We start from the raw sequence: 13,890 nt of genomic DNA, 5'->3' as shown, positions 1-13,890 counted from the left end.
GTAAGCGAATGCTTTTATCACTATTGTCGTTTGTAATACCCCCTCCTGACCTCCCCCTTCGCAGGGGGAGGAATAATGATTACCTGAAACCGGAAATATTATTTTGAATAAAGACTTCAACCGTTATTACCAGAATATACGCGGTAAGCAAAAGCGCGAGGCGCTGATCTGGTCAGGGCTGATGCTGCTGTTATATTTATGGTCTGGCAATGTTTCCGAGCTTAATCTGAAAACTATTATTGTTTCAGCACCCAGTTTCTTTGATTATATCGGTCAGACGGTACCGGTTTTGCACTGGTCTTTATTATTTGCAGACGGGCACACCGAAGGTTCTCTGGCTTACTGGGGATACCGTCTCAATATTCAGTTACCGCTGATTTGGGAAACTATTCAGCTGGCATTGTCTTCAACGATTCTGTCCACCGCGCTGGCCGTGGTTCTGGCGTTTCTCGCCGCCAGCAATACGGATTCCCCGAAATGGGTGAAATTCAGTATCCGTACATTTGTTGCTTTCCTGCGAACCATGCCTGAACTGGCCTGGGCCGTGATGTGCGTCATGGCGTTTGGCGTGGGGGCGATTCCGGGCTTTATCGCGCTGACCTTACACACCGTCGGCAGCCTGACCAAATTGTTCTACGAATCTATCGAAACTGCGTCGGATAAACCGGTACGCGGCCTGAGAGCCTGCGGAGCAGGGCGCTTGCAGCGCATGCGTTTCGCCATGTGGCCACAGGTTAAACCTATCTTTTTGTCCTACAGCTTCATGCGTCTGGAAATCAACTTCCGCCAGTCAACCATCCTTGGATTGGTGGGCGCGGGCGGTATTGGTCAGGAACTGATGACGTCCATCAAACTGGATCGCTATGACCAGGTCAGCATGACGTTGCTGCTGATTATTCTGGTGGTTTCCGGCATGGATTACCTGTCGGGCAAATTACGCAAACGCGTGGTAGAGGGCACTTTCTGATGTTAACTGACGCGCTTGAACCTCATGTTATTACCAGCCTGAAACAGCAGCACGCGCATCTGTTTTCCGCGCAGCGCCGTTACCTGCGTTATCTGGCGATTCTGGCTGTTGTGATTGTGTTGTATTACGTCTATTTTTTCAGCTATTTCGGCATTCCGTGGAGCGAAGTTGTGCGCGGCACCCGAGAGGTCGGGCGCTATTTCCTGCGCATGTTCGTGTGGCATAACGTTTCCGAATGGCCGTTTATGTATTACTTCTCGCAGATTGCGATCACGCTGGCGATCGTGTTTGCCGGGACGGTCACCGCCTCCTTCCTCGCGCTGCCATTGTCATTCCTTGCGGCGCGAAATGTGATGACCACGCCGGTTCTGCGGCCGGTTTCACTGATTATCCGCCGCATTCTGGATGTGCTTCGCGGTCTGGATATGGCGATCTGGGGGCTGATTTTTGTCCGCGCTGTGGGCATGGGGCCGCTGGCCGGTGTGCTGGCGATTGTGATGCAGGATTTAGGCTTACTCGGCAAGCTTTACGCCGAAGGTCACGAAGCAGTGGAACGCTCGCCAAGCCGCGGTCTGCGTGCGCTGGGCGCTTCGCCGCTACAGACGCACCGCTTTGGCATCTTCACGCAATCTTTCCCGACCTTTCTGGCGCTGTCGCTGTACCAGATTGAATCCAACACCCGTTCTGCCGCCGTTCTCGGTTTTGTGGGCGCGGGCGGTATCGGTCTGGTTTATGCCGAAAATATGCGGTTGTGGAACTGGGATGTGGTGATGTTTATCACGCTGATTCTGGTGGCTATCGTGATGATGATGGACAAGATATCCGCGATGCTGCGCGCCAAATACATTATGGGCGAAGAGATTGACTTGTTTATGCCGGAAGAGCGGAAAATGAAGCCGCCGGTCGAGTTGTATAAGCCCTGATTTCAGTCGGTTATAAAATCTAAAAGGCGGCATCCAACGGATGCCGCCTTTTGTCATAAACGGGCAACAGAAATATTACTCGTCGAAATACCAGTAACCCTGATTCACCAGATCGGTGAACACGGCCATGAACGCCGGATCCTGCACGGCATCGCCCAGCTCTTTTTTACCAATCAGCATGAAACGGCAAAGCGCATCCGCCGCCTGATGTTGATCGGTTTCCAGCGCTTCACTGTTGACGAAGAAACGGTCGCCGACGTTCAGCACGCGCAGACCGCTCAGCCGGGTCAGACTGTCGCCCTGCATCAGAGCATCGACGATTTCGTGGGTTTCATACGGCGGCTCGGCTGGCGCGATGTCCAGCTCATGGCGCGGCGTTGTCGCGAAACGCCCGAACCACTGTCTGAAGGCTTCCGGCTCATTGATCAGGTCATGCATCATATTGCGCACGCGATCCAGCTCGTACTCTTCCACTTTGCCCACATGATCGCGCAGCGTTAAATCCGGGTCACTGTAGTGGTCGCCACCTAAATCTTTTTCCAGCGCGTAATCGGCAAAGCTGCTGATAAAGTCGCGGGTATTCGGGCCACGGAAACCAACGGAATAGTTGAGGGCGGTTTCATGGGTAAAGCCGTCGTGCGGGAAGCCCGGCGGAATATACAGAATGTCGCCCGGTTCGAGATCCTCATCGATGATCGGCGTGAACGGATCAACATGCAGCAATGCCGGATGCGGGCAGAACTGACGCATCGGTAAGGCATCGCCCACGCGCCAGCGACGGCTTCCCATTCCCTGAATGATAAACACGTCGTACTGATCGATATGCGGGCCAACGCCGCCGCCGGGTACGGAATAAGAGATCATCAGGTCATCGAGACGCCAGTCCGGCAGCACGCGGAACGGGCGAACCAGTTCAGCCGCGGGCAGATGCCAGTGATTCACCGCCTGTGCCAGCAGCGACCAGCCAGTTTCGCCCAGCCCGTCAAAATGCTCAAACGGCCCGTTGCTCGCCTGCCATTCACCATTTTTATGGCTCACCAGACGGCTGTCCACTTCAGGTTCCATCGCAAGGCCGGCTAATTCATCGGGAGTGATCGGATCGACAAAGTTTGTAAATGCTTTTTTTAATACAACAGGTTGTTTCTGCCAGTATTTTTCTAAAAATTCCGGCCAGTCCAGATTGAGTTCATATGCCATGTGATTTACCAGTGGGAAGACAAACGGGCCTGATTATAGAGAGGCTGGCGGGTAGGCCGCTTTGTCATGAATCAAGGGATCACAAAAGACAGGCAGAAGGCGAGAATTTCCCTCTCCGGGCGGAGAGGGAAGGTGTGTTGCGGGGAAGTACAAAACAGAAAACTTAAGACTTAGCGGCAAGCACCACCAGTTTTTGGTTCACAAACTCTTTGATCCCCAGATCTGACAGCTCGCGGCCAAAACCGGAGCGTTTCACCCCCCGAAAGGCAGCTCGGCGGCGGTATCGGTCGGTGAATTGACATACACCATCCCGGTCTCAATCTGGCTTGCCAGCTTACGGGCGCGGTTGAGATCGGTGGTGAATACCGAACCGCCCAGGCCGTAATGCGAGTCGTTGGCCAGTTTCACCAGTTCCTCATCGTTTTTGACGATATAAACCTGCGCGACCGGGCCGAAAAACTCCTCGAAGTAAGCCGGATTATCACGCGTGATGTGCGTGAGGATGGTTGGTTCGAAGAAATTGCCCGGATTTCCGCTGACTTTCTTGCCGCCGAAGTGCAGTTTCGCACCGTGTTTCACGGCATCGTCGACCTGCTTGCTCAGGGTTTTTACCGCGTCGGCAGAAGACAGCGGCCCCAGCGTGGTGGATTTATCCAGCGGATCGCCGATTTTCAATGCCTTAAAGTGTTCAGTGAATTTTTTCAGGAATTCATCGGCCACTTTTTCATGAATGATAAAGCGCTTGGCGGCGGTACAAACCTGCCCGGCGTTGGAAACACGCGCCTGAGCGCCCGCTTTGGCGGCGTGATCGATATCGGCATCATCCAGCACCGCGAAAACGTCATTCCCGCCCAGTTCGAGGGTGGATTTTTTCAGTTTCCCGGCTGCACGCGCTGCCACAATGGCCCCGGCTTTTTCCGAACCGGTCAGTGCGACGCCTTGCACGCGGTCATCATCAATAATTGACGCGACCTGATCCTGCGAAATAAACAGATTGGTATAGGCACCTTTTGGCGCACCGGCTTCAGAAACCAGTTTCTCAAAGGTTTCCGCGCAATGCGGCACAATGCTGGCGTGTTTCACCAGCACGCTGTTACCGGACGCAAGATTTGGCGCAAGCACACGCATCAGTTGGTAGAACGGGAAATTCCACGGTTCGACCGCAAGAATGATGCCAATCGGATGATGCTCAACCCAGGCTTCGCCGAGGTCAGATTTATACGGCACAGGCTTGAGAAATTCCTCTGCGTTTTCCGCGTAGAATTTGGCAATATCCGCGCAAATCTGCACTTCGCCACGGCTCTGACCGATGAGTTTCCCCATCTCCACGCTGACCACTTCTGCCAGTTCATCGACCCGCGAAGCCATCAGTTTGGACAATTTATGCAGCACTTTGACCCGCTGTTGGATATCTCCCTGCGCCCAGTCGGATTTATACAGGGCGTGCGCGGTGGTCAGCGCTTCTTCAACCTGCTTGTCATTGTGCGTCGGGTATTCTTTGATAAGCTTGTTATTGAAAGGATTGATCGTTTGATAGGGCATCTGTTGCTCCTTGTTTTGTGGCGCGCTGTGTAACGTCATCAGCGCGTTGGAATTGAGGTGCGTTCGCCTTACTGCGTTGGGCCAGTTTTATTCACTTGTTTCGTCACACTGCCAATAAGCATAGTCGATAAAACGTGAACTCTGTCTCACAGACATTTCATGCAACACATGCAATCCGGGCTTTTGAGCGGCTTGTTCTCAAGCCTTGTCAGCCGCGGGCTGCCGCCTGTCTCTAAGAACAATCGCCTTTACCTAACTTTGCGGCGAAAGTGTTTTTGAATTGTTTTCAGCAAGCGATTGATAAATTTACCGCTCACTTTTATGCTGGCTTTCCTTCCTTTTCCGACATTGAGAAACTCATGAAGCTTGATGCGATTCCTTTTTGCACGACCGACTGGAACGACGTGACACCGACACAACACCCCGGCGATGTCGGCATGGCGCTGTGGCGCACCCAAAAATTTGGCGATATCCGCGTGCGCGTTGTCGAATATTCAGCCGGATATGAGGCCGATCACTGGTGCAGCAAAGGCCATGTGCTGTATTGCCTTGAGGGTGAATTGCATACGCGCCTGGAAGATGGCCGGACGTTTACCCTGTCGCCGGGCATGAGTTATCAGGTGGCGGATAATGCCGAAGCGCACCGTTCCTCAACCCCTGTCGGGGCTAAATTGTTTGTCGTTGATTAGTCGTACACAGATAAATCGCCGCCAGCGTGATGCCGGCGACAAGGAGCAGCAGGTGAGTAAATTACGGGTAGGCATCATTTTTGGCGGTAAATCGGCAGAGCATGAAGTGTCATTACAATCGGCAAAAAATATTGTGGATGCCATTGATAAAGAACGTTTTGACGTGACATTGCTGGGCATCGATAAGAAAGGCGAATGGCATATTAACGATGCCAGTAACTACCTGATCAATGCTGACAATCCGTCACTGATTGCCCTGAACCGCTCGAATAATCAGGTCGCTCTCATTCCGGGGCAAACTGAAAATCAGCTGATTGAAACGCACAGTGCCAGCGCATTGTCGCAGGTTGACGTGGTCTTCCCGATTGTTCACGGCACGCTGGGCGAAGATGGTTCATTGCAGGGCCTGCTGCGCATGGCAAACATTGCGTTTGCAGGTTCCGGCGTGTTGGGTTCGGCCGTCAGCATGGATAAAGATGTGACCAAGCGTCTGTTGCGCGACGCGGGTTTGTCCGTTGCGCCCTTTGTCACCCTGACCCGTGCAAACCGCCAGAAATATACGTTCGCTGAAGTCTCTGAGCAGCTTGGTTTACCGTTGTTTATCAAACCTGCCAATCAGGGATCTTCCGTCGGTGTGAGCAAAGTGAGTGACCAAGCCGGTTTTCTGATTGCTCTGGAAAAAGCGTTCAGCTTCGACCACAAAGTGCTGGTGGAATCCGCAATCAAAGGCCGAGAAATCGAATGTGCGGTACTCGGCAACGATTATCCGCAGGCCAGCGTATGCGGTGAAGTGATCCTGCACGATGAGTTTTATTCCTACGACACCAAGTACATTAATGAAGCCGGCGCATCGATTGCCGTTCCCGCCGATTTACCGCAGGAAACGCATGATCGCATCCGTGCCATCGCATTGCAGGCATTTCAGGTGCTGGAATGCCGTGGTATGGCGCGCGTCGATGTGTTCCTGACCGAGCAGGGCGACGTCGTTATCAACGAAATCAACACGCTGCCGGGTTTTACCAACATCAGCATGTACCCGAAACTGTGGGCGGCCAGCGGTTTAAATTACAGTGATCTGATCACGCGTCTTATCGAACTGGCCCTGGAGCAACACGAGCAGGATAACCAGCTCAAAAGCTCAGCGAACTGATTTGTAAGATGTGCTGCAAAGAAAAAGCAGGGAGAAACCCCTGCTTTTTGCATTTAAAAACTTATTCGACAACCAGTTTTACCTGCTTGCCGGTCAGGCCGAGCATCATCACCAGCGCATCCAGCGTGAATTTATCCGTTTTCTTGTTTACGACGTCGGAAACCCGCGGGCGTGAGACTTGTAAAACTTTTGCAGCATCGCTCTGACGTAGATTCTGAAGGGCGATCCAGCTTGCGATTTCCGCCATTAGCTGTTCTTTAAGCGCAATCGTCTGTGCAATTTTTTGCTGTGATTCAGCATGCAAAGCCTGTGCTTCATCATCACTAAACCCCAGGTCGGCAAAAACATTCCCTCCGGCCGGGGTAATATGCCGTGAGGTAACATCAATGTAATCTTTCATTTTCTCTCCGTTGACGCTCTGTGATGATTTCCGCATATCGGGCTTTTATAATGGAAATATCTTTCGGGCTGGTTTGCTGCGTCTTTTTTTGAAAACAATGCAGAACGTAGATGGCTTCTTCAAATTTAGCGACATAGACCACCCTGAAGGCACCCGCCAATGCATCGAGTTTTATTTCAATCACACCCGATCCCCAGCTGTTAATCGATTTCCAATCTGTTGGAAAAAGATCTTGCTGAATTTTCTCAAGTTCAAAGCCTGCTCTTTTTCTGGCGTCGGCAGGGAATTCCCGCAAATCGCGTAACGCACTTCCGCGCCAGTCGATATTTTTAGCCACAGCCACTTTCCTTGTGTATAAAATTTTATACCTAATCGTTCCTCATACCAACGCTTTTATACGGGAAGCCAAATTTAAAAAGTCAGTTCGTTGAAATGTTTGCGAGACGCGCCGGAATAAAAGTGTTTTGACGGGATTGTGGGGGGAAAAGCAGGGAGGAATCCCTGCTTTTTGCATTTTAATTACTCCTGATAACGCCAGAATAAAATGGCGACGCCAGCCAGAGTGAAGAGTGAAACGGTATAAAGCGCATGCACTGCCCCCATATTTTGGGCGAGCAAACCAGCGATACCGGTCACGATTGTTGCGACGATAATTTGCCCCCGCCACGCCATCGCACTGGCGCCCGCAACGTGTTCACCGGGAAAATGGCGCAATACGCCATAAGTTCCCAAAGCAAAGACGACATTCGAGGCCATGTGCGCGCCGAAAATTAGCAGGAGCGCACCCGCCGTCCATGTGGAAAAGTGGGGTAAAAGAAAATAGCCAGCGAGAAAGAGCGTCAGGCAGAACAGTAAGCGGCAGTTGCCCGATGAATAACGTTGCAATTTTTCGGCGCTGAGCAGCAAAGGGCCGCAAAGTTGCCCGAGACTCCGGGCAAATAAGAGCGGTAACGCCAACCCGGTGATTTCATCCGGCCTGATTTGCTGGGCCAGTGCAGGCAGTAATGCCATCGCAGGGGAACCTACCGCAGCGAGAGCCGGCAGCAGTAATACGCTGCGTTTTTGTAACGGAGAAAAATTTCGCCATTTCGCCGGTGATTCCGGTGTCATCGGCCGCGTGGCGTTATGATGCAATCGATGAAACACTGCTGAAGTTCCCAGCAGTAAGCTCGCTGAAGCTGTAAAGCTTATTCCATCCAGAGCCAGAAGTGAGAGGGGTGACAAAACATCGAACAGCAAAATGCCTGCTCCCGTGCCGAGCAAAACCTGAGAAGCGAAGATCAGTGTTTCCATCGCCGTCGCAGCAGGCAGTTCTTCGGTGCTCAACCCGCGCTTAAATAAAAGTGTCAGTGCCGGATAGCTCATGCCTGTAAACAGCGCTTCGGCTGACTGCACAGCCAGCAGAGCGGGAATGTTTTGCGAAAGCAAACCATAGAGCGGGAAAATCAGCGCCAGCAATCCGAGCATTTCAGAAAGAATCAGTACCCTGACTGGTGGAATTCTTCTGCAAAGGCGTTCGCCCCACATACTGCCCAAAAAGCCCGGAAGCATTGCAAGAAGATAAGCCAGTGTGAGCGTTGACGGAGAGGCGTGCCAGCGAAGTAGCTGACCAAAAACCACCACTTGGGTCAGGCCGTTTCCCAGGGAAGATAAAATGAAGGCACAACCTAAAAGCCGCAGCCAGCGATGGCTACGCAGTGCGCGTATCAGCGCAATGAATAATGAATTCATGAACGGTATTCTCATCAAAAATAACAGAAATCTCCGTATTACCTGAAGGCAATGCAGAGAAGAAAAAACTGTCAGTGATGAGCGTTCATTACATTGGGAATGCACACTTTTTTGGAAAGAGAACAAAAATGTAGCACAAAGAGAAGGTCTTGTGAGGTCAATTCAAAAATTACCAAATTCCAGACATGAAAAAGGCGGCAAACGCCGCCTCTTCTGCTTACTGCTGAGTGTTCTTATTTGTACAGTTGAGCTGTTCCGTACAGATGGTTGTCACCTGAAGCACCGATGATGCGGTATGAGCTTGCACCGGCTTCACTGGCTTTTGCATTCAGTTTGTTCTGCAGGCTGGATAAATCGTTACCTGAAGAGGCGCTGACCACACCGATTGCTTGCTGACCGGCAGGTGCAGACTGAACTTCAGTCGCTGCCAGAGTCGAGAATGATGCAGTGGCCAGTGCGATGGCGGCGAGAGTCATAGTGATATTTTTCATGATAATTTCCTCGATTTCGTTTGTCTGAGCTTTGCCAGGCGTTGTCATCAACGTTCATTTAATGTGCAAAGCTGTCTTCTGTCCGATACAACATCTAGCTTATTAATCGTTAACTAAATGCCGCTTTACCCTTAATCAAATCGTACTTCGTGCTTATTTATACAGCTCAGCAGTACCGTACAGGTGGTTTTCACCTGAAGCACCGATGATACGGTATGAACTTGCACCGGCTTCGTTCGCTTTAGCGTTCAGCTTGTTTTGCAGGCTGGACAAATTATTGCCTGAAGAAGCACTTACTACACCGATTGCCTGTTGGCCGGCAGGTGCAGACTGGACTTCAGTCGCTGCCAGAGTCGAGAATGAAGCGGTAGCGAGGGCGATTGCAGCTAATGTCATAGTGATGTTTTTCATGATGCTCTTCCTGTATTTATCTGTTTATCAGCAGGTGGTTTAGGTCTGACGTTATTTGTTAACGTTCGATAATTAAATCTTAAACCTGGATCACATTCTGTGCAACTTAATTATTTATTAATCGTTAACTAATTGTGCGGAACAATCTGCTAACGAATGTCTCTGTGCTTATTTGTACAGCTCAGCAGTACCGTACATGTGGTTTTCACCAGAAGCGCCGATGATGCGGTAAGAGCTTGCACCGGCTTCGGTCGCTTTCGCATTCAGTTTGGACTGAAGTGTGGTCAGGTTACCGTTTGAAGAAGCGCTGACAGTTCCGATAGTTTGTGAGCCTGCCGGAGCTGACTGAACTTCAGTGGCTGCCAGAGCAGAGAAAGAAGCGGTAGCGAGTGTCAGGGCAGCGATTGTCATTGCGATAGTTTTCATGATTTGTATTCCTGTTCGTTAATTTTTGTCTGGGATGACGTTCCCGCCAGCCCCGTTATTCGGTCAACGTTATTTATTACTTAACGTTCGATAAGTAAATGGTAAAGGGTGTTGAGAGTTTGTGCAAGATGTTTTTTTAATGAGCGTTAACTAATTGTGCTGTGATGAACATCACACCAAAACGCATTGTTGTTTTTATTTTGTTAAATTTATGTTTTTAAAATGATTCGCGTGAAGGATAGAGTTCAGGCTTATCCAATATTGTGCTGAATGAATCTTTAATGATCGCTAAGTTAATGGTTGGTTCCGGCGGGAGAGGATGTTAAAACTAGGGTCGGCTTAGAAAAAGATAAGGCAGCAAATGCCGCCTTATCGTGATTCCTGCCGTGACTTTCGTCGTCAGTGGCCGGGTTTCCTTAATAGTAAATGGAAGCCGGTTTGTGACCTGAAGTCACCGGTGCAGGTGGCTGAGTCGGAGACGTGGAGATACGGCCCTGTTCGACTTTTTTGTTCGTACAGGTAGCCGGGTTACAGAAGTTACTGTCACCGGTCACATTGACCATCGCGACTTCCTGACTCTGTACTGGCATCATGATAACCTGCTGTGCGGCAACATTGGCAACCGGTACAGCGGTTAATGCCAGAACTGCAAGAAGGATTTTGAAGTTACTCATGATGTTACGTCCTGGGTATTTTGCTTTTAAAAAGCGCTTATAGCTGTGCAGCTTTGCGGGTGTGAGTGATTTTCTTATCGCTCGATAATTAAATCATAAACTCCGCTGGACTTGTGCGCAACTATTTTTAATAATGATCGTTAAGTTATTTCTAAAAACAATTTTTATAACCATTATCACAAGGGTGATGGAAGGAGGGTGTATGAGCACTGAACAGACGGCTTTGGTCCGGAAAAGTCGCGGTCGCCCAAAACAGTTCGATCGTGGAACTGCTCTGAGCAAGGCCCTGAATTTATTCTGGCGCCATGGTTACGAGGCCACGTCATTAGCCGATTTAGTCGAAGCAACCGGTGCAAAAGCGCCAACTTTGTATGCCGAATTCGGTAATAAAGAAGGGCTTTTCCGCGCAGCCGTTGAGCACTACGTTAAAAATTTCTACGAAAAAGGACGCTGTCTGCTGAGCAGACCTGATTTGTCCGTTGAGCAGGCGATTGACCAGTATTTGCGCGCCATCGCAAACCTGTTTACTGATTGCGATACGCCGAGCGGTTGCTTCATGATCAGCGCATCGTCCGGGATGTCTTCATCTTCTGCGGATATTGCCGAAATGCTGCGTGAGCACCACCTGTCGCAGGAACGGACATTGTTCGAATATCTCGAGAAACAGAAACAAAGCGACAACCTGCCCGCTGTCACCGACAGTGCCCTGCTGGCGAAATACCTCGCCTGTACCATTCAGGGTTTCTCTGTCCAGGCGCGTGATGGCGCAACGGCGGCTGAGCTTAATCGTCTCATCGACGTGGTCATGAACCTGTGGCCGGAGCTGACAAAAAACACCGTGCAAATTGCTGCAGCGCACTAACGGATGTTCGATTTTCGTCAGTTGTTAAGAAAGAGAATAGAACGCCAGGTGCTGAGTATTTCTGGCCTGGCGTTAGGCGGTATAGACTTCGAAAATCCGGCGGGCGATCCGGGGCTGTTTGGCCCTGAAAGTGTAACCTGGCGGATCCACGGAGACTTTTCTTCGATGCTTTGCGGCGGTGTCAGTGCCTTGCTGCTGCAAATGCTTCACCCGCTGGCGCTCGCCGGTGTCTGGGATCACTCCTCATTTCGCGAAGACATGCTCGGCCGCTTGCGCCGAACCAGCCAGTTTATTTCCGGTACCACCTTTGCCCCGACCCGTGACGCCACGGCGTTAATCGAAAAAGTGAAATCCATTCATCTGCACGTCACCGGCACCGATGCGTACGGCACGCCTTACGCCGCCAGTGACCCGGATTTACTGGTCTGGGTACACGTTGCGGAAGCGTACAGTTTCCTGCAATCACATCTGCGCTATCGCAATCCTTCGCTCAGTTCAGCCGAACAGGATCGTTATTATCAGGAGTTCTCCCGTGTGGCAGAAAGCCTCGGGGCGGCAAATGTGCCTGACAGCGTTGTGGCGGTAGAAACCTATTTGCAGGCCATGCGGCCACAATTGCGCTGCGATGAAAGAACGCGGGAAGTCGTGCGGTTATTGCGAAATGCACCTGCACCAAGCCGTCTGGCTAAACCCGTTGGCAGCCTGATGATTCAGGCCGGTATTGAGCTATTACCCGGCTGGGCGGCGGAACAACTGGGGATTTCCCTTTCCCCGGTTAAGCGCAAAACCATTCGTTTTGGCACCCGCCGCATTGCAGGCATTTTGCGCTGGGCGGTCAGAAACGGCTCATGGCACCGCGCGATGCGCCGCATGGGCCGCCTGTCTTCCTGAACTTATAAATGCGGATAAACGCCCGGTCCGATTGGTAAACCCAGCAGATACCAGCCAACCAGCATCAGCAGCCACACCACGAAAAACACAATCGGATAAGGCAGCACCAGCGAATAATAGGTGCCGAGTTTCGCCTCTTTGTTGTACCGCTGGAGGAATCCGAGGAACAGCGGCACAAACGGCGACATCGGTGCCAGCGGGATCACCGAGGAATCCGCAACGCGGAACACGATCTGCGCGAAAGCCGGATGGAAGCCTAGCAGCATAAACATCGGCACGAAAATCGGTGCGAGAATCGACCAGATCGCCGAGCCACTGGCGATAAACATACACAGCAGCGCCGACAGAAAAATCAGCCCGAGGAACGCCGGAATACCGGTCATGCCGAGATTTTCCAGCACATCCGTCAGCCCGATTGCCATAAATTTCCCCATATTGCTCCAGTTGAAAAACGCCACAAACTGGGAGAGCGGGAACACCATCACGATAAAACCGGCCATAGACTTCATCGGATCCACCAGCAAATCCGGCACATCGCTGGCGCTGCGGATTTGCTTCGTCACCATGCCGTAAGGCACCGAAATCACGAAGAAGAACATAATGATCAGCGGCACGATGCCCTGAATAAACGGAGAAGGGATGATCCCGCCGGTTTTCGGATCCCGCAGCGGCGCGGCTTCGGGCACCACCAGCAGCGCGACCAGTCCGATGAACACCAGCGCCGCAATTCCGCTCGCCATCAGGCCGCGGTTCTGTTCCGGCGTCAGCTTCTTCATCTCTTCGTTACGTTCGCCGCGATAAACAGGCAGACGCGGTTCGACAAATTTGTCCGTCAGAATGGCCCCGACAATTGTCAGTAAAATTACTGAGGCGGCCATGAAATACCAGTTATCGATAACGCTGACCTGAACGGCCGGATTAATCGCTTTCGCCGCCTCGGTACTCAGCCCGGAAAGCAGCACATCCGTGGTCACAATCAGCAGATTCGCTGTAAAGCCGCAGCCCACACCAGCAATCGCCGCCAGTAAACCGGCCACCGGATGACGTCCGACCGCCAGAAAAATCAGCGCGCCCAGTGGCGGCATCACCACCAGCGCGGCGTCGGACGAAATGTGGCTGAAGAAGGCGATAAAGATCACCATATAACTGGCGTAACGGGCATTCACTTTCGACGCCATTTTATACATCAGGCTTTGCAGCAGCCCGACGCGCTCCGCCAGACCTGCGCCGATCACCAGCGCCAGAATCGAGCCGAGCGGGGTGAATCCGCTGAAATTCTTTATCACGTTCGGCAAAATCCACTGGATACCTTCCACGCTCAGCAGATTTTTAACGTGAATAACTTCGCCGTTACTCGGATTTACCGCCGTAATATTCAGCCACGAAATCACCGCGCTGGCGACCATCAGAATGGCAATCAAATAAACAAATAATAAAAACGGATTGGGAATTTTATTACCTACACGTTCTACCCACTGGAGAAAACCTCCCGGGCTCTGGCCGGAGTCCTGTGCTTCAATACTCATCTCTTAACCC

Annotated in this window: 15 protein-coding genes and 1 pseudogene; 6 read left to right on the top strand and 10 right to left on the bottom strand. The window is 51.5% G+C overall.

The window, feature by feature from the left end; genetic code table 11:
• Window positions 1-103 precede the first annotated feature (103 nt).
• Window positions 104-967, top strand: coding sequence for a phosphonate ABC transporter, permease protein PhnE (gene phnE / locus ACM5QY_RS20445; RefSeq protein ID WP_152325506.1), 864 nt, complete (start codon window positions 104-106; stop codon window positions 965-967).
• A complete protein-coding gene (gene phnE / locus ACM5QY_RS20440) occupies window positions 967-1,890 on the top strand; it encodes a phosphonate ABC transporter, permease protein PhnE (protein WP_416122443.1) in 924 nt (307 codons plus the stop codon). Before phnE (ACM5QY_RS20445) ends, phnE (ACM5QY_RS20440) begins: the two co-directional genes overlap by 1 nt.
• Before the next feature lie 75 nt (window positions 1,891-1,965).
• Here phnE (ACM5QY_RS20440) and ACM5QY_RS20435 read toward each other — a convergent pair whose 3' ends face one another.
• Both ACM5QY_RS20435 and ACM5QY_RS20430 read right to left on the bottom strand, forming a co-directional pair.
• On the bottom strand, window positions 1,966-3,087 hold the full coding sequence (locus ACM5QY_RS20435) for a ribosomal protein uL16 3-hydroxylase (protein ID WP_416122442.1): 1,122 nt from the start codon (window positions 3,085-3,087) through the stop codon (window positions 1,966-1,968).
• Window positions 3,088-3,250: 163 nt separating this feature from the next.
• Window positions 3,251-4,629: pseudogene (locus ACM5QY_RS20430) on the bottom strand (NAD-dependent succinate-semialdehyde dehydrogenase).
• Between the two features lie 359 nt (window positions 4,630-4,988).
• Here ACM5QY_RS20430 and ACM5QY_RS20425 point away from each other — a divergent pair.
• Complete coding sequence (locus ACM5QY_RS20425; RefSeq protein WP_416122441.1) at window positions 4,989-5,318, top strand: DHCW motif cupin fold protein; 330 nt, start codon at window positions 4,989-4,991, stop codon at window positions 5,316-5,318.
• A 52-nt stretch (window positions 5,319-5,370) separates the two neighbouring features.
• Window positions 5,371-6,468, top strand: a complete 1,098-nt coding sequence (gene ddlA / locus ACM5QY_RS20420; protein ID WP_416122440.1) for a D-alanine--D-alanine ligase — start codon at window positions 5,371-5,373, stop codon at window positions 6,466-6,468.
• A gap of 61 nt (window positions 6,469-6,529) precedes the next feature.
• Here the strand turns inward: ddlA and ACM5QY_RS20415 are convergent, their stop codons facing one another.
• From ACM5QY_RS20415 to ACM5QY_RS20385, 7 genes are all read right to left on the bottom strand, one after another.
• A complete protein-coding gene (locus ACM5QY_RS20415) occupies window positions 6,530-6,868 on the bottom strand; it encodes a helix-turn-helix domain-containing protein (protein WP_416122439.1) in 339 nt (112 codons plus the stop codon).
• Entirely contained in the window at window positions 6,852-7,205 is a 354-nt protein-coding gene (locus tag ACM5QY_RS20410) for a type II toxin-antitoxin system RelE/ParE family toxin (protein WP_416122438.1), read from the bottom strand. Before ACM5QY_RS20410 ends, ACM5QY_RS20415 begins: the two co-directional genes overlap by 17 nt.
• Window positions 7,206-7,387: 182 nt before the next feature.
• Window positions 7,388-8,599, bottom strand: a complete 1,212-nt coding sequence (locus ACM5QY_RS20405) for an MFS transporter (protein WP_416122437.1) — start codon at window positions 8,597-8,599, stop codon at window positions 7,388-7,390.
• Window positions 8,600-8,832: 233 nt separating this feature from the next.
• Entirely contained in the window at window positions 8,833-9,090 is a 258-nt protein-coding gene (bhsA, locus tag ACM5QY_RS20400; RefSeq protein ID WP_416122436.1) for a multiple stress resistance protein BhsA, read from the bottom strand.
• 153 nt (window positions 9,091-9,243) lie between these two features.
• Window positions 9,244-9,501 carry a multiple stress resistance protein BhsA gene (bhsA, locus tag ACM5QY_RS20395; protein WP_416122435.1) on the bottom strand — a complete coding sequence of 86 codons (258 nt, stop codon included), beginning with the start codon at window positions 9,499-9,501 and terminating at the stop codon, window positions 9,244-9,246.
• Between the two features lie 168 nt (window positions 9,502-9,669).
• Window positions 9,670-9,927, bottom strand: coding sequence for a multiple stress resistance protein BhsA (gene bhsA, locus ACM5QY_RS20390; RefSeq protein WP_416122434.1), 258 nt, complete (start codon window positions 9,925-9,927; stop codon window positions 9,670-9,672).
• Window positions 9,928-10,343: 416 nt separating this feature from the next.
• Complete coding sequence (locus tag ACM5QY_RS20385) at window positions 10,344-10,601, bottom strand: hypothetical protein (RefSeq protein WP_104922794.1); 258 nt, start codon at window positions 10,599-10,601, stop codon at window positions 10,344-10,346.
• Window positions 10,602-10,803: 202 nt separating this feature from the next.
• Here ACM5QY_RS20385 and ACM5QY_RS20380 point away from each other — a divergent pair, with 202 nt between their 5' ends.
• Both ACM5QY_RS20380 and ACM5QY_RS20375 read left to right on the top strand, forming a co-directional pair.
• Entirely contained in the window at window positions 10,804-11,463 is a 660-nt protein-coding gene (locus ACM5QY_RS20380) for a TetR/AcrR family transcriptional regulator (protein ID WP_416122433.1), read from the top strand.
• Window positions 11,464-11,466: 3 nt separating this feature from the next.
• Window positions 11,467-12,354 carry an oxygenase MpaB family protein gene (locus tag ACM5QY_RS20375; protein ID WP_416122432.1) on the top strand — a complete coding sequence of 296 codons (888 nt, stop codon included), beginning with the start codon at window positions 11,467-11,469 and terminating at the stop codon, window positions 12,352-12,354.
• A gap of 2 nt (window positions 12,355-12,356) precedes the next feature.
• Here the strand turns inward: ACM5QY_RS20375 and abgT are convergent, their stop codons facing one another.
• Window positions 12,357-13,880, bottom strand: a complete 1,524-nt coding sequence (gene abgT / locus ACM5QY_RS20370) for a p-aminobenzoyl-glutamate transporter (RefSeq protein WP_416122431.1) — start codon at window positions 13,878-13,880, stop codon at window positions 12,357-12,359.
• Window positions 13,881-13,890: the final 10 nt, after the last annotated feature.

This window comes from Rahnella sp. PCH160, assembly GCF_047784855.1.
Taxonomy (GTDB): Bacteria; Pseudomonadota; Gammaproteobacteria; order Enterobacterales; family Enterobacteriaceae; genus Rahnella.
This window is presented reverse-complemented; position numbering and strand designations above follow the sequence as displayed.